This is a genomic window from Desulforamulus putei DSM 12395, from assembly GCF_900129195.1.
Lineage (GTDB): Bacteria > Bacillota > Desulfotomaculia > Desulfotomaculales > Desulfotomaculaceae > Desulfotomaculum > Desulfotomaculum putei.
The window spans coordinates 1-21,333 of sequence record NZ_FQUY01000002.1; the positions used below are offsets into that span (position 1 = coordinate 1).

Below are 21,333 nucleotides of genomic sequence, written 5' to 3' on the forward strand. Positions count from 1 at the left end.
TGGCATGACTTGAAGCACCTTGCTTTATCAAGTAGGTGACCCCGTTTAGCCGGAGTACGGGAACAACCGGTAGGCCGCATCTAACAGATCGCGGGAAGCAGAGCCGCAAGGCTTTCGCTGGACGGTCAACGCAAGACGGAAACCCCCGTGGTTTTCCATATGGCCGCGTTTTGCGCCCGTAAAGCGCTGTTTTTCCGTCCGGGTGAGACTCCCGGGGCCGAGGTCCCCTGTCACCCCAGGGAAAATTTTCCATGGAGGTGTAAAGCCTGGTCATGGGGGGCCGGGTTTACAAAAATCTAACTTATTGTTAGGTATTGTGAACTTTTTTGAACCAGGTAAAACCTTGAGAAAGTCAGCGCTACTGGTTACTCTCATATTCTTCATTACTTTGATTATCGGTGGTTGTGGTACTGCATCTGAGCAAAGTTCTGAGACCAAAGAACAGCTAAAGGTATATACCGGTATTTACCCACTCTATGATTTTGCCAAGCATATTGGTGGAGACAAAATCTTTGTTAAAAATATTGTACCCGCAGGGGCTGAACCACACGGCTGGGAGCCCAGCCCACAGGATGTGGCAGATATTAGTAATGCTGATATTTTGATACTTACCGGCTCAGGCATGGAAGCCTGGGCCGACAAGGTACTCAGTGTAATAGATAAGAACAAGGTTACAGTTATCTATGCCGGTCAAAACATTGAATTAATTGAGGGAATACAACATGAAGAACATAATCATGGCGGCAAGGACCCGCATATTTGGCTTGATCCCCTGTATGCCAAAACTATGGTGGATAACATTTTAGCCGGCCTGGTGAAGGTAGATGAGAAAAACAAGGCCATATACGAGTCCAATGCCGAGGCTTACAAAAAAGAACTTGATAAGCTCCATGAAGAATATCAAACGGGCCTTGCCACTGCAAAGATAAAAGAATTTGTTACGTCCCATGCAGCCTTTGGATATCTGGCCAAACGATACAATCTGATCCAAGTACCGGTCAGGGGACTTACAGCTGAAAGTGAACCCAGCCCGGCCGATATGGCTGCTGTCGTAAAACTGGCCAGAGAAAAAAATATCAAATATATCTTCTTTGAGACACTGGTAAGCCCCAAAGTTTCCGAGGCCATTGCTGCCGAACTGCAGGGTCAAACCCTTGTGCTGAACCCTCTGGGAAGTTTATCCGAACAAGATATTGCCGCAGGCAAAGATTATCTTTCTGTTATGCGGGAAAACCTCAAGAACTTAAAAATTGCCTTGGGAGCGGTATAAAGGACATGTATATATTTTCAGGGGAGTTTTTGTACCGGGTTATCAGGATAAACTAACATCCGCTCCCAATACGCCGATGACCTCCTTGCCCCGGTAAACAGGCACCGACACCGTCAGGCATGGTTGCCGCGTAATGGCCGATATATAGACAGGTGATATAAATGTTTCACCCTTCATGGCCCTTTGCCACCATTCCCTGACTTTGGCGTTGGCGAGACCGGCGGCCGGTTCGGAGAAGAGAAAAACACCTTCTGTATCATTGGACCAAATGGCTTCAATATCGGGGTTGTCCCCTTTTAACCGGGAAAGTACACTCTTATGCCGGGCCGGATCCAGACTGATGATGTGATGTTGGCCGGCTGTTTGAGTGAGCTGGGATTTAATGTGTTCGATGCGGGAAACCGCTTCCTGCTGAATGACGTAGGTTAATTGACTGCCCGAGGCGGCCTTTTCCAGGTCATCGGCCAGGTTGGCCATGAGTTTTCCCGTATTAACCACCGATTCCAGATCACGTTTTCTTAATTCCAAGACGGACGCCACCTGCTGCAGGCTGCTGTTAATCTCACACAATGTTTCCCGGGCGGTGTTGTTTACTTTGTAGATAAAATCAAAACTACGGGTAAAAACCTTTTGAACGTTATTTAACTGGTCAGCGGCGGTTTGGGAAGAATCCATGCTTTCGGTGATACTGCCAACTACGGTTGCCACATCTTGTTTGATTTGTTCTAAAACATCGGAAGTTTGTTTAACTGCACCGGCCGTCAGATCGGACAACTTTCCTATTTCCTCCGCTACCACACCGAATCCCCGGCCATGCTCGCCGGCCCTGGCAGCCTCAATGGCGGCATTTAAAGCCAGCAGTTTGGTCTGGCCGGATATTTCACCGATGTTTTGGGAGATCAATCTCACTTGTTCCACTGCTTCCTTTAATGTGCTAATCTGATGATTCAGCCGGTTATTGCTGCTTGTAATACCGCCAATGGCTTTATTTACTGACTCGATGGCATTGATGCTTTCTTGCACCGCCTTTTCGCTGGCCAGGAAGTCCTTTTCCAAAACATCACCGGTGGTTTGCACAGTGGCGGCGATGTCCTGTATTTGCATAAAGGCAGAAGAAATATCTGAAGCGGAGCGAACCGAAACATCCAATTGACTGGAGGCGGCCCGTACCTGCTGGGATGTCAATTGAATTTCCTGGGCCAGGTGTCTTACTTTACCGGTCAAACCGCAAACTGCATTACTTAACCGGGAGAATTCCTTTGTATTGTCAATCCGGCAGACGGGAGGCAGTTCCATCCGATGCCAGTGGGCGGTTTCCTCTTCGATCCTGGTAATTATGGTGGCATAGCGTTTTTTCAGCCGGTGGAAAGCAGCGGCGCCACCGATGGATGCCAAGGCAAAACCACAAACAAATTCATAAACTGCCATGTTTTCACCCCCAAACAATAAGCGCCCATCTCCCGAAGGAGACAGGCGCCAGTGCCTTAGCTTAAACGATACGTCATTGTATCAAAGATAATAATACCATAGTCTAACCATGGTGGAAGAGTTTGGGGAGAAAAATACATAATACTTCAAGAACGCCTATTTTATTACCACGTTATATGCCTTGAGCCAGGCATTGACCTGGTACAGGTAGGCAAAGAGTTGCGGGCCGGTCATCAGTTGACCGAACCAGGGCCTGCTGAAACCGTCATCTGTAAACTGGGCCATGGACCGGACGGCGTCAACGTTGATGAGCTGCAGCATGGGGGAAGAAGGTTCGTTTAAAATATTCAGCAGCAGGTTGCGCACTGCCGACAGGTAAGCCGGGTTGTGGGTTTTGGGGTATGGACTCTTGCGGCGTTCCAGCACATCTTCCGGCAGCACGCCGGCCAGGGCCAGGCGCAATAGTCCTTTCTCCCGGCCGTTAAAGTTTTTCATGAACCAGGGAACGTTCCACACATATTCCACCAGGCGGTGATCACAGAAGGGAACCCTTACCTCCAGGCCGGTGGCCATACTCATGCGGTCCTTGCGGTCCAGCAGGGTCTGCATAAACCACACCATATTCAAGTAAAACATTTCCCGCCTTCTGGCCTCCAAGGGGTCTTCGCCGGGCAGTTTGGGGACCTCCGCCAGGGTTTCCCGGTAGCGGGCGGCTGCATAATCCTCGGGCTTGATGGTATGGGCCAGTTCGGGGGAGAGCAGCAGAGTTCTCTCGCGGATGGACTGGGACCAGGGGAAGGTGTTGGCATTTAAGTCTTCTTCCCGGTGGAACCAGGGATAACCGCCGAATACTTCGTCGGCGCACTCACCGGACAGGGCCACGGTGGCGCCTTTTTTAATCTCCCGACAAAACAGGTACAGGGAGGCATCCACATCGGCCATCCCGGGCAGGTCCCGGGCCAGCATGGCGATTTTTAAAGACTCCACCAGTTTGGGCGTATCAAGGAAAACATAATGATGTTGGGAGCCCAGGAAATCGGACATGCGCTTTACCCAGGGGGCATCGGCATTGGGTTGAAAAGCGCTGGCCTTAAAATAACGGTCGTTGTCAACATAATCCACCGAGTAGGTGTGCAGGGGCCCCAGGCCCTGCTTTTTATAAGCGTCGGCGGCAAAGGCTGACAGGGCGCTGGAGTCCAACCCCCCGGACAAAAAGGTACAAACCGGTACGTCCGCCACCAACTGCCTGGAAATGGAGTCCTCCAACAGTTCCCGCACCTTGTTAACGGTGGTGTACAGGTCATCTTCATGGGGACGGCTGACCAGACTCCAGTAGCGGCGGATGGAAAGAGTATCATCCTTAAACATCAGGGAATACCCGGGTCGCAGTTCGTAGACATCCTTAAACACCCCGTGGCCGGGGGTACGGGCGGGGCCCAGGGCAAAGATTTCTGCCAGACCGTCCGCAGCTACCTCAGGTTTCACCAGGGGGTGGGCCAGCAGGGCCTTTAATTCGCTGCCAAAGATAAAAGCATTGCCCCGCCGGGCATAAAACAGGGGTTTTACGCCCATGCGGTCCCGGGCCATGAACAGGCTTTGCTCCGCCTCGCTCCAAATGCCAAAGGCAAAGATGCCGTTGAATTTCTCTACGCATGCGGGACCCCACTCAATATAAGAGGTCAGCAGCACCTCGGTATCCGAATGCCCCCGGAAGATGTAGCCCCGGTATTCCAATTGCCGGCGCAGTTCCGGGGTGTTGTACAGCTCGCCGTTATAAACAATGACATAGGTCTTATCCCCTTGGGTTCGGACCATGGGCTGAGTGCCGCCTGCAGGGTCAACCACCGAAAGGCGCCTGTGGCCCAGGGCAGCCCGGGAAGAATACCAGTATCCTTCGGCATCAGGCCCGCGATTGGATAAAGTGGCGGTCATGGCTTCCAAAAGGACACGGTCCCGGGGCAGCTGAATTTCACGGTCTACCCATCCGGCAATACCACACATACGCTGTCATCCTCCTTGAAAAGGTATATTATGGAACAAAAATAAACGCCACCCGTTAAAGAGAAGAACATCTTTAACCAAGTGGCGCCATTGCCCTGGTGTTACACTCCGGTGACGGTTTTCATTTGTCTTACTTCATAGTACGCTTACGGCTGTGAAAATGTCATGCAACCTGCCAAGGCAATTTATGGCACTCAACAGTATTGATTGAAAAGTTAGAAAAAGGATCGCCTTCTGGACTTTCCTTGTGAATGGTTTTACAATTATTATTCAATAGAGTTTTGGGGGTATGAAAATTGTTTGGAAGGCGCGTCCTGCTGGTGGATCCGGACCCGGAGTTCAGGAAAAAACTGAAAGATTTGCTCCAACAGCATGGCTACCTGGTGGTTGCTGAAACAGAGGATGGCAGGAGCACCCTGCAGGCTGCCTTTCAGAGTCAGCCCGATATCATTATTATGGAAGGGAAAATCCCGGGCTGCAAAGGGCTGGAAGTGGCCAGGGTGATTGAGGAGCACCACCTGGCGCCGGTGGTTTTGGTAACTTCCCACTGCCACCGGGAACTTATTGAAGAAGCCAAATTTTCCTCGGTGCTTGGTTATTTGACCAAACCCATTGACGACGTAAACCTCATACCTACCCTGGAAATGGCCCAGGCCACCTTTAAACGGTTGGTTAGAATGGAACAGGAGAACCGCAAGCTGAAAAAAATGTTGGAAGAAAGGAAACTAATAGACCAGGCCAAGCGGCTGCTTATGGAAAAAAAGGGGCTTAGCGAACAGGCGGCCCACCGCCATATGCAGAAATTAAGTATGGATCACAGCAGTTCCCTGGCCAAAGTGGCCCATCGAATTATCATTTCCCTGTCCAGAGATCAATGAATGCCAATAAAATGTATACAATATATCTACTGTCGGTTTATTGACTGATTAACCGCGAAAAAGTATATTAATTGTCAGGTAAATATCTTCAGGGGCAAAGGCGTCCCAACCGGATCTTTGGGAAACACCAAGGATCCGGTTGGGGCGTTTTTGTTTTAATACGGTACACTTAGGAGGGTTAAGATGCAGCCTGTTACCGCCCAGGAAGTGATGGAAAAGGCCCAGGAATACCATGTAAAATTTGTGCGCCTGCAGTTTACCGACATCCAGGGCTCTTTTAAAAACGTTGCAGTTACCGTTGAGGAACTGGAAAGGGCTTTGAACGCTAAGGTAGGCTTTGACAGCGCTGTGTTGGAGGGTCAATACGGTCCCCGGCAAAGGGATGTATTTTTAAAGCCGGACCCCATGACCTTTCAGGTATTTCCCTGGCGTCCCCGGGAAGGCGCAGTGGCCCGCTTGATCTGCGATGTGGTTGGGGCGGACGGCAAGCCTTACCCGGGGTGCGTACGCAGTAAACTGAGGGAATCCCTGCAGGTGTTTGAAAAAACAAAGTTGGAGCTTTCCGTAGGCGCTGAAATAGAATTTTTTCTTTTTAATACCGACCAGCAGGGCCGCCCCCTTCCCCAGCCCCATGACAACGGGGGGATTTGTGATTTGACCCCGGTGGACCTGGGAGAGAATGCCCGCAGGGATATGGTGCTGACTCTGGAGGAAATGGGCTTTCAAATTGTTTCCAGTCACCATGAAAATTCACCGGGCCAGCACGAAATTGTGCTAAGGGAAGAGAGCCCCTTGAGTATGGCAGACAAAATTGCCACCTTCAAGTTTGTGGTCCGGACCATTGCCCAGCGCCATGGTTTGCATGCTTCCTTTATGCCCAAACCACTGCCGAAGCATAGTGGTTCCGGTATGGCTTTAAACCTGTGTTTGTGGCGGGAGGGAGAAAACGCCCTGTTTGACCCGGCAAGCCCCTGTGGGCTGAGCGCGCTGGCGGGCGGTTTTATTGCAGGCATCACCGATCATGCCTCTGCCATTACGGCGGTGGCCAACCCGCTGGTAAACTCCTACAAGCGCCTGGGCAACTCCGAATTGGACCGGGTGTTAAAGGGATGGTCCGAAGGAAACAGAAACTCCATGATCCGGGTACCGGCCCGGCGGGGCCAGGAGACCCGCATTATTCTGCGCAGCCCTGACGCCACCTGTAATCCTTATTTGACCTTGTCCTTGATTATGCAGGCGGCGTTAAAAGGGATGGAACAGAGACGCCCCCTGCCGGTTTCTCTGGATGAGGATGTTATTCAGGACCGGGTGCCGAGAAACTTGGGCGAAGCATTGGAAGCCCTCAGTCAGGACGAGTTTGTCCAACAAGTTCTGGGCAGCCATATCTTTGAACGCTACATGGAAATAAAACGACAGGAGTGGGATGAGTTTCACTATGATGTTCATCCCTGGGAATTGGAAAGATACCTTACCAATTACTAAGCAGGATCTGAAGGTTTAACCTTCTCAGAAAATAAACCATTTAGGAGGTAATTTGTCATGACATTCAGTAAAGGCACCAACGCCAGCACTGCCACCCTGACAAAACTGCGCACCCCCGAGAGCTACTGCCCCTTCAGCGGCATGTGCGCCACCTGTTTGGACGGCTGCCCGGGCTTCTGTGAAATCGGTAAGTCCGCCGTTCGGGGCAAGGAAGTTCTTTATCCCCAGCCCTTTGGCAAAACCACTTCCGCTTCCCAAAAGGATTACCCCATTGATTACTCCCATTTCAATATCATGGGTACTGCCGTAGGGGCCCATGGTATCGAAGCAGATCCCGATAAAGCCATTTTCCCGGCAGTAAACCTGGAAACCTACCTGGGCGCCAATAAAGACCTGAAGCTGACCACTCCCATCGTGGTGGCTGCCATGGGCTCCACCAACGTTGCTGCAGACAACTGGGATCACCTGGCTGCCGGTTGTGCCATCTCCGGCGCCGGCATCGCCATCGGCGAGAACGTCTGTGCCATGGACCCCAATGTGGAAATCAAAAACGGCCGTGTGGTTCATTCCCCCAACCTGGCCAAAAGGGTGAAGGACTTCCAGGAATGGTCCCAGGGCGCCGGTTTTATCGCCGTGCAGGCCAACGTTGAAGATACCAACCTGGGCGTTCAGGAATATGCTCTGGAAAAACTGGGCGTCGAGGCTGTGGAAATAAAATGGGGCCAGGGCGCCAAGGACATCGGCGGTGAAGTAAAGCTGAACACCCTGGAGCGGGCCCTGCAGCTAAAGAGCCGCGGCTATATCGTACTGCCCAACCCGGAAGATCCGAAGGTTCAAGAAGCTTACAAAGCCGGCGCCTTTAAGGAGTTTGAACGTCACTCCCGCATCGGCATGGTCACCGAAGAAGGCTTCCTCAAGCGGGTAGAAGAACTGCGGGCCGCCGGAGCCAAATATGTTTTCCTGAAGACCGGCGCTTACCGCCCTGCTGATCTGGCCCGGGCCGTAAAATTTGCCTCCCTGGCCAGGATCGACCTGCTGACCGTTGACGGCGCAGGCGGCGGCACCGGCATGAGCCCCTGGAGGATGATGAATGAATGGGGTGTGCCCACCGTTTACATCCAGTCCCTGCTGACCCAATATTGCGACAAGCTGGCTGCCAGGGGTGAATATGTGCCTCCTATTGCCATCGCCGGCGGCTTCACCCTGGAGGATCATATGTTTAAGGGCTTTGCCATGAGCGCTCCCTATGTGAAGGCCATTGGTATGGCCCGCTCCGCTCTCACCGCCGCCATGGTGGGCAAAAACATCGGTGAAATGATAAAGAGCGGCAAGGTGCCCAATGAGTACAAAAAATACGGTGAAACCCTGGAGCAAATCTTCATTAACGCCTCGGTGCTGAAGGATAAACTGGGGGATCGTTTTGCTGCTCTGCCGGTAGGCGCCATCGGCGTTTACACCTACTTCGAACGTTTATCCCAGGGTCTGCGCCAGTTTATGTGCGGCGCCCGCAAGTTCAGTCTGGAATATATCACCCGTGACGACCTGGTGGCTTTAACGCCGGAAGCAGCCCGGGTAAGCGGCATCAAATACATTATGGAAGCAGATGCCGATGAAGTGGAGAAAATTCTTGGCTAGTTAACCAGGTATATATTGTATACTTGCCAAAACCTATTGACTGGTTGATAAAGGTACCCTATAATACAGCTATAGTTGAATACAAAAGGATACAATGATGTATCCTATCACGGCAATGTTGCCCAGACAGGTAGTGTACCTGTCTGGGTTTTTTGCATTTGTGAGGTGATCCCGGTGGCCAATCCACGTATCGTCATCGTCGATGCGGATGAGGCGTGGTGCAAGCATTTAAAGACCATGTTAGGTAAACTGGGCTATCTTGTTGTGGGAGATGCCTCAGACGGCCCCGGCGCGCTGAAGTTGGTGCGTACCCGCCACCCGGATTTGCTGATCATCCAGGATCATTTGCCTGGCCTCAGCGGTCTGGAGGTAGCCCGTATTATGTATGAAGATCAACTAGGGCCGGTCATCATAACCACCGATTACATGCAGCAGGACTTAATTGAGAAGGCACGGGAAGCTAGGGTATTCAGCATTCTCCTGAAGCCGGTGGAAGAACATGCTTTGCTGCCTGCGGTGGAACTGGCCATGGGTAATTATCAAGAAATCATTAAATTGGAAAAGCAGGTCAAAGAATTGAGAGATACCCTGGAAACCAGGAAACTGGTGGAAAAGGCCAAGGGCATCTTGATGAGGACCATGAAACTAAGCGAAGAAGAAGCCTATAAACGCATCCAAAAGCAAAGCATGAACAAGCGCATTTCTATGCGGGCGGTGGCCGAGGCGGTCATACTTGCTCACAATATTAACCAAGACTAACGGAAGGGACAACTGAATGATAACCGGTACAATGATGTCCGTTCAGGCAATGGCGCCTTTTATGAGGGGGTTTTCTATTCCTTTTTTATAAAAGGCGTTTTTATTTTAAAAAACACCCAAATTAATCAAGGAAAGGTGGATCATGATGGACGCTGCTGTTAAAAAGGAAGTATTAGAAAAGGCCAGGGAGATGGGGGTAAAATTTATCCGCTTGCAGTTCACGGATATTTTCGGTGTATTGAAAAACGTAGCCATTACCGTAGAACAACTGGAAAAGGCCCTGGACGGCGAGTTAATGTTTGACGGTTCCTCTATTCACGGTTTCACCCGTATTGAAGAATCCGACATGTACCTCCGTCCGGACCCCTCTACCTTTGCGGTATTCCCCTGGAGGCCCCGTGAAGGCGCAGTTGCCCGTTTGATCTGTGACGTTTATAATCCCGACGGCACTCCCTTTGAAGGCTGCCCCCGTTATGCCCTGAAAAAGGTTCTGGCCGAAGCCAGGGAAATGGGTTACACCATGAATGTCGGTCCCGAGTGTGAGTTTTTCCTCTTCCATGTTGATAAAGACGGCAATCCCACCACCCATACCCACGACCAGGCCGGTTACTTTGATATGACTCCCATTGATATGGGTGAAAACGCCCGCCGTTTCATGGTGCTTACTTTAGAGGAAATGGGCTTTGAAATTGAGGCCTCCCACCACGAAGTGGCGCCCGGCCAGCACGAAATTGACTTTAAATATTCCGAGGCCCTGGATGTGGCCGATAAAATCATGACCTTTAAATTTGTGGTTCGTACCATTGCCCAGCGGCACGGTCTGCATGCCACCTTTATGCCCAAACCCATCTTCGGCATCAACGGTTCCGGTATGCACATGAACCAGTCCCTGTTTACCTTAGACGGTGAGAATGCTTTCTACGACCCCAGCACACCGGATCAACTGAGCGAAACTGCCAAATATTACATTGGGGGTCTGATCAAGCACGCCCGGGCCTTTGCCGCTCTGACCAACTCCAGCGTAAACTCCTACAAGCGCCTGGTTCCCGGTTATGAGGCTCCCTGCTATGTGGCATGGTCTTTAGCTAACCGCAGTTGCTTAATCCGCATTCCTGCCAAACGCGGCATGTCCACCCGCGTGGAACTGCGCAACCCCGACCCGGCCTGCAATCCCTACCTGGCCATTGCTGCCGCATTGAAGGCTGGTCTGGACGGGATTAAGAACAAAATTGCGCCGCCTGCCCCCACAGAGAGCAACATTTACCATATGGATGCCGCTCAAAGGTCGGCGGAAGGTATTGTGAGCCTGCCCGCCAGCTTGCATGAGGCTGTTATGGAACTTCAGGCCAACCCGGTTATTTCATCCGTTCTCGGCGACCATATCCTGAGCCGCTTTGTGGAAGGCAAAATGGAAGAGTGGGATGAGTTCAGAACCACTGTACACGAATGGGAAATTAAGAAGTACCTGACCATGTACTAGGATTTAAGTTAAAACCGGTTCTAACAGGGCAAACTTTACTCCGCAAGGGGTAGGGTTTGCCTTTTCTTGCTTTTTTTAAAAGTATACATAATTCTTCGGGCTAAGGTATGGATTTCTGTTGAGAATTTGCTATACTGTTATTACAATTCAACAGAAAGCACAATGGCGTGCTTACTTATTGGGCGACGAGGCCTGCAGCGGGTAAGATTTTTGGTACCTTGCGTGTAGGTTTTTTTGTTTCTGTGATATAATACTTCTTGTAGATTTCAGCAGAAGAAAGGTGTGTTATTGTGGCTAAACTGACTAACGACGATGTTAGGCAATTATGCAAGGAACTCCATGTAAAGTTTATCCGACTGCAGTTCACCGACATCTTTGGGGTATTAAAAAATGTGGCCATCACCGTTGAGCAGCTGGATAAAGCCCTGGAAGGAGAGCTGATGTTTGACGGCTCCTCCATTGAAGGATTTGTACGCATTGAAGAATCGGATATGTATCTTCGTCCGGACCCCAATACCTTTGTGGTATTCCCCTGGAAACCCCGGGAAGGTGCGGTGGCTCGTCTGATTTGTGATATCTACAATCCCGACGGCACACCTTTTATCGGTGATCCCCGTTATGCCCTGCGCCGGGCCATTGCCGAGGCGGAAGAAATGGGCTACATCATGAACGTTGGGCCCGAGGCTGAATTTTTCTTGTTCCATGTGGACAGCGACGGACGCCCCACCACCAAAACCCATGATCGGGCCGGTTACTTTGATATGACTCCCATCGACCTGGGGGAAGATGCCCGCAGAGACATGGTCTTAACCCTGGAACAGATGGGATTTGAAATAGAAGCTTCTCACCATGAAGTGGCTCCGGGACAGCATGAGATAGACTTTAAGTATTCCGATGCCCTGGATGTAGCGGATAAAATTGTAACTTTTAAGCTGGCGGTACGGACCATTGCCCAGCGCCACGGTCTGCATGCCACCTTTATGCCCAAACCGGTCTTTGGTATGGCAGGTTCCGGGATGCACTTGAACCAGTCCTTGATTACCAAGGAGGGCAAAAACGCCTTTTATGATCCCAATGCCCCCATCGGCATGAGTGAAGTGAGCATGCATTATATTGCAGGGTTGATGAACCATATCCATGCCATTTCTGCCATCACCAACCCCACCGTAAACTCTTACAAGCGCCTGGTATCCGGTTACGAAGCCCCGGTCTATGTAGCCTGGTCCTCCCGGAACCGCAGTCCCTTGATCCGCATTCCGGCCAAGCGGGGTATGTCCACCCGGATTGAATTACGCAGTCCGGACCCTTCCTGCAACCCCTACCTGGCCTTGGCGGTGTGTCTGAAGGCCGGTCTGGACGGCATCAAGAAAAAGATGGTGCCGCCGCCGCCCTGTGACAGAAATATCTACGAAATGACCCTGGCGGAGCGTCAGGCGCTGGGCATCGGCAGCCTGCCGGAGAACCTGGCCGAAGCCTTAAAGGCGCTGGCTGCCGATGAAGTGATCAAAGAAGCTCTGGGGCCCCACATTTTCGAAAGATATATGGAGGCAAAAACCATCGAGTGGGATCGCTACCGCATGCAAGTAAGCCCCTGGGAACTGGAAGAATACCTGACAAAATTCTAATACCCCTCCATTGATATAGATGTGAAGGTTTTGCCCGGGTAGCGCTGCTTCGAAAAAGGGTTTGCCTTAACCCGGGTTATTTTTGTCTCTAAATATAGACAGAATATTCCAAAAAAATTATTTGTTTAGCTTATTGGAAAGGGTAGGTGTTTGCGCAATGAGTCTTTATGGATTGCCCCCCCAACAAGGCATGTACGACCCAAAATTTGAGCATGATGCCTGCGGTATTGGTTTTGTGGCCAACATTAAAGGAAAAAAATCAAATGATATTTTGCGTCAGGCTCTGACCGTTTTGGTGAATCTTGACCACCGCGGTGGGCAAGGGGCCGAAACCAATACAGGTGACGGCGCGGGAATTCTGATGCAGATACCGCATATTTTCTTTGAAAAAGAATGTGCGAAATTAAATATTCAACTGCCGCCTGCCGGCCAATATGCTGTTGGTATGCTTTTTCTGCCCAATGACAGTGGTCAACGGGAAGGCTGCCGGCGTATTTTGGAGCGGGTGGTTCAGGAAGAAGGCCAAACTTTGCTGGGCTGGAGAGAAGTCCCCGTTGACGACTCTATGATCGGTGAAACAGCAAAGCTGGCCCAGCCCTCAATATTTCAAGTTTTTATTGCGGCAAATCCTGATTTAAAAGACAGCCTGGCCTTTGAGCGTAAGCTTTATGTAATCAGAAAACGTGCCCGGAAGGAAGCTCGCCGTTCCCTGTTAAATGACGGGGAGACCTTCTACTTTGCCAGCCTGTCCTCCCGGACCATCGTCTACAAGGGAATGCTGACCCCCGAACAGTTGGACCGGTTTTACCTTGATTTGCAGGATCCGCATATAGAAATTGCCCTTGCCCTGGTGCATTCACGGTTTTCCACCAATACCTTTCCCAGTTGGGAACGTGCTCACCCCTACCGGTACTTAATTCACAACGGTGAGATTAACACGCTGCGCGGCAATGTGAACTGGATGCATGCCCGCCAGGCCATGTGCCAGTCGGAACTGTTTGGCGAAGATATTAAAAAGATTCTGCCGGTGATTGACCAGGAGGGCAGCGACTCCTTAATGTTTGATAACACCCTGGAGTTCCTTTATCTGGCGGGACGTTCCCTGCCCCATGCGGCTATGATGATGATTCCCGAGCCATGGTCCCACCATGAAAGCATGAGTGATGAAAAGAAAGCTTTTTATGAATACCACAGCTGCCTGATGGAACCATGGGACGGCCCCGCCGCCATTGCCTTCACCGACGGCAGAATCATCGGCGCGGTACTGGACCGCAACGGTTTGCGGCCTTCCCGTTACTATGTAACCAAGGATGACATGATTGTCCTGGCTTCCGAAGTGGGTGTCCTGGACATAGCGCCGGAGAAGGTGGCCTATAAAGATCGTCTAAAGCCGGGGAGAATGCTGCTGGTGGATACCGAGGAGGGCCGCATTGTTTCGGATGAAGAGTTAAAGCAGCGTATTGCCACCGAGTATCCCTACCGCCGGTGGATCAATGAATATATGGTCAGCCTGGAAGACCTGCCGGAGGCTCCCGAAGTTCCGCAGCCGGCCTGTGAAAACTTTACCCAGCTGCAGCAGGCCTTTGGTTATACCCATGAGGACCTGGTGAAAACCCTGGAACCCATGGCCAAAAACGGCGTTGACCCGGTGGGCGCCATGGGCCATGACGCTTCACTGGCAGTGCTGTCGGAAAAACCACAGCTTATGTATAACTATTTCAAGCAGTTGTTTGCCCAGGTTACCAATCCTCCCATTGACGCCATCCGGGAGGAAATTGTCACCGCCACGGAAACCACCCTTGGTTCCGAAAAGAACCTTATTAAACCGGAGCCTGACAGCTGCCGGAGAATCAGGATCAAAACACCCATTTTAAGCAATGAAGACCTGGCCAAACTTCGCTGCATTCAGAAAGAAGGATTTAAGGCCGTCACCCTGCCAATCCTGTACAACGTTTCAGAGGGGGCCCCGGGACTGGAAAAGGCGCTGGATGACCTCTTTCGGGCAGCAGACCTGGCCGTTGCGGACGGTGCCAACCTGCTGATACTGTCGGATCGGGGCGTGGACAAGGAGCATGCTGCCATGCCTGCCCTCCTGGCTGTATCCGGCCTCCATCACCACCTGATCCGGGAAGGGACCCGTACCCGGGTAAGCCTGTTGTTGGAATCCGGAGAACCACGGGAAGTACACCACTTTGCTGTTTTGCTGGGATATGGCGCCAGCGCCATCAACCCTTACCTGGCCATTGAGACTTTGCAAAACATGATTTGCCAGGGATATATCAGTGGTCTGAGCCCCCAAGATGCTGTCAAGAATTACATCAAGGCAGCCACCAAGGGTGTCGTTAAGGTTATGTCCAAGATGGGCATTTCCACCATTCAAAGTTACTGCGGCGCACAGATCTTTGAGGCCGTCGGGATTCATCAGTCAGTTATTGACAAATATTTTACCTGGACACCTTCACGTATTGGCGGCATTGACATGGATGCCATTGCCCGGGAAGTGGAACTTCGTCACCGGCGGGCCTATGCAGGTCATGATAACACCCTTGATTCAGGGTCTGCTCACCAGTGGCGGCATGACGGCGAAGACCACATGTATAACCCCAAGGTGATCTACTATTTACAGCAGGCTTGCCGCAACGGCGACTATGGCCTGTTTAAAGAATACTCGACTCTATTGGACCGTGAAGCGCAAAGGAGTTGTACGATACGGGGCTTGTTTGCCTTTAAATCGAACAGGCAGCCCGTACCCATCGATGAAGTAGAATCGGTGGAATCCATCTGCCGCCGTTTCAAAACCGGGGCCATGTCTTTCGGCTCCATCAGCAAAGAAGCCCATGAATGCCTGGCCATTGCCATGAACCGCATCGGCGGCAAGAGTAATACCGGCGAAGGCGGGGAAGACCCTGCCCGCTTTATTCCCGATGCCAACGGGGACTCCAGGCGCAGCGCCATCAAGCAGGTGGCCTCCGGCAGATTTGGTGTCACCAGCAACTATTTGGTCAATGCGGATGAAATTCAAATCAAGATGGCCCAGGGGGCTAAACCGGGTGAAGGCGGTCAGTTGCCCGGCGGCAAAGTATATCCCTGGGTTGCGGAGGTACGGGGTACCACAGCCGGCGTAGGGCTGATCTCACCCCCGCCGCACCACGATATTTATTCCATCGAAGACTTGGCTCAGTTGATCCACGATCTTAAGAATGCCAACCCGCGGGCCAGAATTAACGTCAAACTGGTGTCCGAGGTGGGTGTGGGCACCATTGCCGCAGGGGTCGCCAAGGGCCGGGCCGATGTGGTGCTGATCAGCGGTTATGATGGCGGCACCGGCGCATCCCCGCGGACCAGTATAAGGCATGCCGGGTTGCCCTGGGAGTTAGGTTTGGCGGAAACCCATCAAACCCTGGTGCTGAACAAACTGCGTGACAGAATCGTGGTAGAAACCGACGGCAAGCTGATGACCGGGCGGGATGTGGTCATTGCCACCCTGCTGGGCGCTGAAGAATACGGTTTTGCCACCGCCCCCCTGGTTGCCATGGGCTGCGTTATGATGCGGGTCTGCAACCTGGATACCTGTCCGGTGGGTATTGCCACCCAAAACCCGGAATTGCGTAAGAACTTCAGCGGCAAACCGGAGCATGTGATAAACCTCATGCGTTTTATTGCCCAGGAGATGCGGGAGATTATGGCTCAACTGGGATTCCGCACCGTCAATGAAATGGTGGGCAGGACCGACGTCCTTGAGGTCAGTGATGCCGTTAACCACTGGAAAAGAAAAGGGCTGGATCTTTCACCGCTGCTTTACCAACCGGATGTTCCCGAAACCGTGGGAAGATACTGCCGCATCGCCCAGGATCACGGGCTGGAAAAATCCCTGGACATGCAGCAGCTTTTGCACATCTGCCGGCCTGCCCTGGAGCGTGGAGAACCTGTGCGGGCCAGATTACCCATTCGCAATATCAACCGGGTGGTAGGCACCATTTTGGGCAGCGAGGTCACCAGGCGTTACGGAGCGGCAGGCCTGCCTGAAGATACCATTCAGCTGACCTTTGAAGGCAGCGCCGGGCAAAGTTTCGGAGCCTTTGTTCCCAAAGGAATTACACTGGTCCTGGAAGGCGATGCCAACGACTACATCGGCAAAGGTCTTTCTGGCGGCAAAATTATTGTTTTCCCGCCGGCCAGGTCTACCTTTGTACCCGAGGAAAACATCATTATCGGCAATGTAGCCTTTTATGGCGCAACCTCCGGCGAAGCCTATATCCGCGGTGTGGCGGGTGAAAGGTTCTGCGTCAGGAACAGCGGTGTCCGGGCAGTTGTTGAAGGTGTAGGCGATCACGGTTGTGAATATATGACCGGCGGGCGGGTGGTTGTCCTTGGTCCCACCGGCAGGAACTTTGCAGCAGGTATGTCAGGCGGCATTGCTTACGTGCTGGATGAAGACGGAACGTTCCCCAACCGGTGCAACATGGAAATGGTTCTTCTGGAAAAGCTGGAAAATGCTGAGGAAATCAAAGAGGTTCAAGACCTGATCAAGCAGCATTTGAACTATACCCAAAGTAAGGTCGCTCAAAGGGTATTGGATAATTGGGATCACCTGCTGCCAAAGTTTGTACGGGTGATTCCCAAGGACTACAAACGCATGATGGAAGCCTTGGCGCGGGCCTATGAGATGGGTTTAAGCGGTGAAGAAGCAATTCTGGTTGCTTTTGAAGAAAACAAAAAAGACAAATCCCGGGTCAGCGGCAACTAACCGGGAACATTGGTTGGGGGGTAAAGGACATGGGTAAACCTACCGGATTCATGGAATATCAACGGGAACTGGCCGCCAATCGTGAACCCCTGGAACGGGTAAAGGATTGGCAGGAGTTTTATAATCGCTTACCGGAAGAAAAACTTATCAAGCAGGCAGCACGCTGCATGGACTGCGGTACGCCCTTTTGTCACAGCGGCATGATCATTAACGGGATGGCTTCCGGCTGTCCCAACCATAATGTGCCTTCGGAGTGGAATGATTTAGTGTACCGGGGCTTGTGGCAGGAAGCCCTCAAGCGTCTGTTGAAAACAAACAATTTCCCGGAGTTCACCGGCAGGGTCTGCCCGGCCTTGTGCGAGGGGGCATGTACTGCGGGACTTGTTGGTGCGCCGGTAACCATCAAAAGCATTGAATGCGCCATTATTGACAGGGCCTTTGCAGAGGGGTGGATGGTACCGCAGCCCCCTGCCCAACGCACAGGCAAAAGAGTTGCCGTGGTGGGCTCGGGTCCCGCCGGGCTGGCCTGCGCGGCCCAGTTGAACAAAGCCGGCCACTGGGTCACGGTCTTTGAGCGGGCTGACCGCATTGGCGGGCTGCTGATGTATGGCATCCCGAACATGAAGCTTGACAAGCGGATCGTGCAGAGAAGGGTTGATCTCATGGCCGCAGAGGGTGTCACCTTTGTCACCAATACCGAAGTGGGCAAGGATGTGCCTGCTGAACAACTGCTGAAAGAATTTGACGCTGTGGTTCTCTGCGGGGGCGCCACCAAACCCCGTGACCTGCCTGTGGAAGGACGCAGCCTCAAGGGCATTCACTTTGCGGTGGAATTCCTCGGCGCCAATACCAAAAGCCTGCTGGACTCCAACCACCGGGATGGTAATTTTATTTCCGCAGCAGGAAAAGATGTCATTGTCATCGGCGGCGGTGACACCGGCACAGACTGTGTTGGCACTGCTTTGCGACATCAGTGCCGCAGTGTTGTCCAGCTGGAGATTATGCCACAGCTTCCTTTGCAAAGGACTCCCGATAACCCCTGGCCCCAGTACCCCAGAATACACAAGGTGGATTACGGCCAGCAGGAGGCGGCAGCCCTTTATGGAGAGGATCCGCGGCAGTATTGCATCATGACCAAGCGGTTTGTGGGAGACGATCAGGGGCACGTCAAAGAAGTGCATACCGTCAATGTTGAGTGGATAAAGAATGACCAGGGACGCTTTGCGCCCAGGGAAATTCCCGGCACCGAAAAGGTTTGGCCCGCCCAACTGGTGCTACTGGCCATGGGATTTGTCGGCCCCGAGGATACCCTGCTTGACCAATTGGGCGTGGAACGTGACCCGTCCACCAACGTCAGGGCTGAATACGGCAAATTTGCCACCAATGTGCCTGGTGTATTTGCCGCCGGGGATATGCGCCGGGGTCAAAGCCTGGTTATCTGGGCTATCAATGAAGGACGCGGGGCAGCCCGTGAGTGCGATCGTTATTTGATGGGTTTTACGAACTTACCTTAAATAAATGCGAATACATTATGGACGCTCCCTTTAATGGGGAGCGTTATACTTTATCCAGCCTCAGGAAGGTTTTGCGGCCATTAAGTCGAAGTACAAGAGCAGAGGTTGCATTCCTATGTTTTGTTAAGAAGATTAACGGACAAATTATCTTCATAAAATGAGGTTTTACGCTTTTTTCTCGCCTCCAACCTCTTACATCCCACTTCTCAAAAGGAGGGTAATTTCTTGAGTTACAAGGTGGTTATCATCGGCGGCGGGCCAGGGGGCTATGTAGCCGCCATCCGGGCTGCTCAAATGGGGGCCAGAGTAGCCCTGGTGGAAAAGGACGAGGTAGGGGGCACCTGCCTCAACTGGGGCTGCATTCCTACTAAGGCCCTGGTGGCCGGAGCGGAGATCCTGCATAGGATTCGCCGGGCCGAAGAGTTCGGCATCCGGGTCGGGGAAGTGAGCATTGATTACGCCAGGCTGGTGGAGCGCAAGGACGCCGTTGTAAATAAACTGGTATCCGGTGTTCACTATCTCCTAAAAAAGAACAAAGTTGAATTCATCCGCGGAACGGCCAAACTGGCCGGTCCGGGAAAAGTGGTTGTGAGCTTACAGGACGGCAGTACCGCTGAACTGGCTGCGGAAAATATCATTTTGGCCACCGGTACCAGGCCGGCCTTAATTGACGCCTTTGGTTATGACGGGGATAGGGTTATCACCTCCAACGAAGCCCTGTCCCTGAAAGAAATTCCCGGTGCAATGCTGATCATCGGCGGCGGGGTGGTGGGCTGTGAATTTGCCTGTATCTTTGCTGAAATGGGTTGCCGAGTGACCATTGCAGAGGCCATGCCGAGCATTTTACCCTTGATAGAGCGGGATGCCTCCCGGCAGATGCAAACCCTGCTCAAACGCAAGGGCATTAACATTAAAACCAAAGTAAAGATCGAGAAGGTGGAAAAGTCTGGGGATAAGGTTACCGCCATTTTGGAGGGCGGGGAGACCATAGAGGCAGATAAAATTCTTATTTCCATCGGCCGGGTTATGAACACCTCCGGCCTGGGACTGGAAGAAGCGGGAGTGCGGCTGGGGCAGCGGGGTGAGGTGCTGGTGGACGAACATTTAGCCACCGGTGTTCCCGGCATTTATGCCATCGGGGACATCACAGGCAAGATCCAACTGGCCCACGTGGCTTCCGCCCAGGCCCTGGTGGCTGTGGACAACATCATGGGGCAGCCCCGTCAAATGAACTACGATGTAGTTCCCAACTGCATTTTCACCATGCCCGAAGTGGCCGGCGTGGGGCTGACCACTCAACAATGTGAGGAGAAGGGCATCAAACCCAGGGTCGGAAAATTCCCCTTTATGGCCTCCGGCAAAGCCGCTGCCATGGGAGAGACCGACGGTTTCGTCAAAATCCTGGCGGACCCGGCAACGGACAAGGTGCTGGGAGTACACATCGTCGGGCCCCATGCCACCGACCTGATTGCTGAAGCTGCCCTGGCCATGGAACTGGGGGCTACAGTGGAGCAAATGACACAGGTTATCCATGCCCATCCCACCCTGGCGGAATCCATTTTGGAGGCCGCCGAAGCGGTGCACGGGCGGGCCATACATATCTAAACGGAGGAATACCATGGCAGGTCAGTTTCCTGAGTGGATGCGGCGAAAAGTAACCTACACGGCGGATCTACCCCGTACCCGAGAATTGTTAAAGGACTTGTCCTTGCATACGGTTTGCCAGGGGGCCCGCTGCCCCAATTTGTCCGAGTGTTTTTCCCGCCGTACTGCCACGTTTATGATTTTAGGAGGCACCTGCACCCGGGGCTGCCGTTTTTGCGCGGTTCAGAAAGGGGTCCCGGGAGCGGTGGATGAAGGGGAACCGGCACGGGTGGCGGAAGCCGCCTACCGTATGGGATTAAAACATGTGGTGATCACCTCGGTCACCCGGGACGACCTGCCCGACGGCGGGGCAAACCAGTTTGTGCAGACCATCCGGGCCATCCGGCATCGGTTGCCGCAAGCTACGGTGGAGGTTCTGACACCGGACTTTGGGGGCAACAAAGAAGCCATTCTGCACGTGGCCCGGGCCAGGCCGGAAGTTTACAACCACAATGTGGAAACAGTGCCTAGGCTTTACCCGGAAGTGCGTCCCCAGGCCAACTACCGGCGTTCCCTGGAGCTCTTGAAGTTGGTCAAGGAAACGGATCCCCGTATTTTGACGAAATCCGGACTCATGGTGGGATTGGGCGAAACCAGAGAAGAAGTGCTGGGGGTCATGGAGGATTTAAGGAAGGTTCATTGTAACCTGTTGACCATCGGACAGTACCTTAAACCGGGGGACGGTCACCTGGCAGTGAAGGAGTACGTGACCCCGGACACCTATACCTTTTACTGCCGGGAAGGACGCAACATGGGATTTCAACAGGTGGCAGCCGGGCCCTATGTACGGAGTTCTTACCGGGCGGAGGATGTTTTTGAGCCGGCGGAAACAAAAGAAAAAGAAAAACCACAGGGATAAATTTATAAATC

Annotated in this window: 13 protein-coding genes; 11 read left to right on the top strand and 2 right to left on the bottom strand. The window is 52.5% G+C overall.

All coding sequences use genetic code 11. The features are described from left to right. The first annotated feature begins 343 nt into the window (after positions 1 to 343). Entirely contained in the window at positions 344 to 1,270 is a 927-nt protein-coding gene (locus BUB67_RS02230) for a metal ABC transporter substrate-binding protein (RefSeq protein WP_073235602.1), read from the top strand. A gap of 42 nt (positions 1,271 to 1,312) precedes the next feature. Here the strand turns inward: BUB67_RS02230 and BUB67_RS02235 are convergent, their stop codons facing one another. Continuing rightward, positions 1,313 to 2,698: a methyl-accepting chemotaxis protein gene (locus tag BUB67_RS02235; RefSeq protein ID WP_073235111.1), complete on the bottom strand. Its 1,386-nt coding sequence runs from the start codon at positions 2,696 to 2,698 to the stop codon at positions 1,313 to 1,315. A gap of 156 nt (positions 2,699 to 2,854) precedes the next feature. After that, the gene (gene asnB / locus BUB67_RS02240) at positions 2,855 to 4,699 is read right to left on the bottom strand and encodes an asparagine synthase (glutamine-hydrolyzing) (RefSeq protein WP_073235114.1); all 1,845 of its coding nucleotides are present in this window, start codon (positions 4,697 to 4,699) and stop codon (positions 2,855 to 2,857) included. A 296-nt stretch (positions 4,700 to 4,995) separates the two neighbouring features. On the opposite strand from asnB, the gene BUB67_RS02245 reads away from it, so the two are divergent. The 10 genes from BUB67_RS02245 (at position 4,996) to lipA (ending at position 21,322) form a co-directional block, all read left to right on the top strand. Further along, positions 4,996 to 5,577, top strand: coding sequence for an ANTAR domain-containing response regulator (locus BUB67_RS02245; RefSeq protein WP_073235117.1), 582 nt, complete (start codon positions 4,996 to 4,998; stop codon positions 5,575 to 5,577). Positions 5,578 to 5,760: 183 nt separating this feature from the next. Beyond that, positions 5,761 to 7,059, top strand: a complete 1,299-nt coding sequence (locus tag BUB67_RS02250) for a glutamine synthetase family protein (RefSeq protein ID WP_073235120.1) — start codon at positions 5,761 to 5,763, stop codon at positions 7,057 to 7,059. A gap of 57 nt (positions 7,060 to 7,116) precedes the next feature. Continuing rightward, complete coding sequence (locus BUB67_RS02255) at positions 7,117 to 8,694, top strand: FMN-binding glutamate synthase family protein (RefSeq protein ID WP_073235123.1); 1,578 nt, start codon at positions 7,117 to 7,119, stop codon at positions 8,692 to 8,694. Positions 8,695 to 8,868: 174 nt separating this feature from the next. Further along, a complete protein-coding gene (locus tag BUB67_RS02260; protein WP_073235126.1) occupies positions 8,869 to 9,453 on the top strand; it encodes an ANTAR domain-containing response regulator in 585 nt (194 codons plus the stop codon). Between the two features lie 145 nt (positions 9,454 to 9,598). Next, positions 9,599 to 10,933 carry a type I glutamate--ammonia ligase gene (gene glnA, locus BUB67_RS02265; RefSeq protein WP_073235128.1) on the top strand — a complete coding sequence of 445 codons (1,335 nt, stop codon included), beginning with the start codon at positions 9,599 to 9,601 and terminating at the stop codon, positions 10,931 to 10,933. A gap of 290 nt (positions 10,934 to 11,223) precedes the next feature. Next, complete coding sequence (glnA, locus tag BUB67_RS02270) at positions 11,224 to 12,558, top strand: type I glutamate--ammonia ligase (RefSeq protein ID WP_073235131.1); 1,335 nt, start codon at positions 11,224 to 11,226, stop codon at positions 12,556 to 12,558. Between the two features lie 157 nt (positions 12,559 to 12,715). Next, complete coding sequence (gltB, locus tag BUB67_RS02275; protein WP_073235133.1) at positions 12,716 to 17,305, top strand: glutamate synthase large subunit; 4,590 nt, start codon at positions 12,716 to 12,718, stop codon at positions 17,303 to 17,305. A gap of 29 nt (positions 17,306 to 17,334) precedes the next feature. Then, positions 17,335 to 18,819, top strand: a complete 1,485-nt coding sequence (locus BUB67_RS02280) for a glutamate synthase subunit beta (RefSeq protein ID WP_073235136.1) — start codon at positions 17,335 to 17,337, stop codon at positions 18,817 to 18,819. Between the two features lie 225 nt (positions 18,820 to 19,044). After that, positions 19,045 to 20,424 (top strand): dihydrolipoyl dehydrogenase, encoded by a 1,380-nt coding sequence (lpdA, locus tag BUB67_RS02285; protein ID WP_073235140.1) that lies wholly within the window; start codon positions 19,045 to 19,047, stop codon positions 20,422 to 20,424. Between the two features lie 13 nt (positions 20,425 to 20,437). Next, positions 20,438 to 21,322, top strand: coding sequence for a lipoyl synthase (gene lipA / locus BUB67_RS02290; protein ID WP_073235143.1), 885 nt, complete (start codon positions 20,438 to 20,440; stop codon positions 21,320 to 21,322). The last annotated feature ends 11 nt before the right edge of the window (positions 21,323 to 21,333 follow it).

Excerpts from the sequence above, each read along its gene's own strand:
- gltB (WP_073235133.1), top strand. The coding sequence starts at position 12,716 with ATGAGTCTTTATGGATTGCCCCCCCAACAAGGCATGTACGACCCAAAA.
- BUB67_RS02280 (WP_073235136.1), top strand. The coding sequence starts at position 17,335 with ATGGGTAAACCTACCGGATTCATGGAATATCAACGGGAACTGGCCGCC.
- BUB67_RS02235 (WP_073235111.1), bottom strand. The coding sequence starts at position 2,698 with ATGGCAGTTTATGAATTTGTTTGTGGTTTTGCCTTGGCATCCATCGGT.
- BUB67_RS02250 (WP_073235120.1), top strand. The coding sequence starts at position 5,761 with ATGCAGCCTGTTACCGCCCAGGAAGTGATGGAAAAGGCCCAGGAATAC.
- BUB67_RS02255 (WP_073235123.1), top strand. The coding sequence starts at position 7,117 with ATGACATTCAGTAAAGGCACCAACGCCAGCACTGCCACCCTGACAAAA.
- asnB (WP_073235114.1), bottom strand. The coding sequence starts at position 4,699 with ATGTGTGGTATTGCCGGATGGGTAGACCGTGAAATTCAGCTGCCCCGG.
- lipA (WP_073235143.1), top strand. The coding sequence starts at position 20,438 with ATGGCAGGTCAGTTTCCTGAGTGGATGCGGCGAAAAGTAACCTACACG.
- glnA (WP_073235128.1), top strand. The coding sequence starts at position 9,599 with ATGGACGCTGCTGTTAAAAAGGAAGTATTAGAAAAGGCCAGGGAGATG.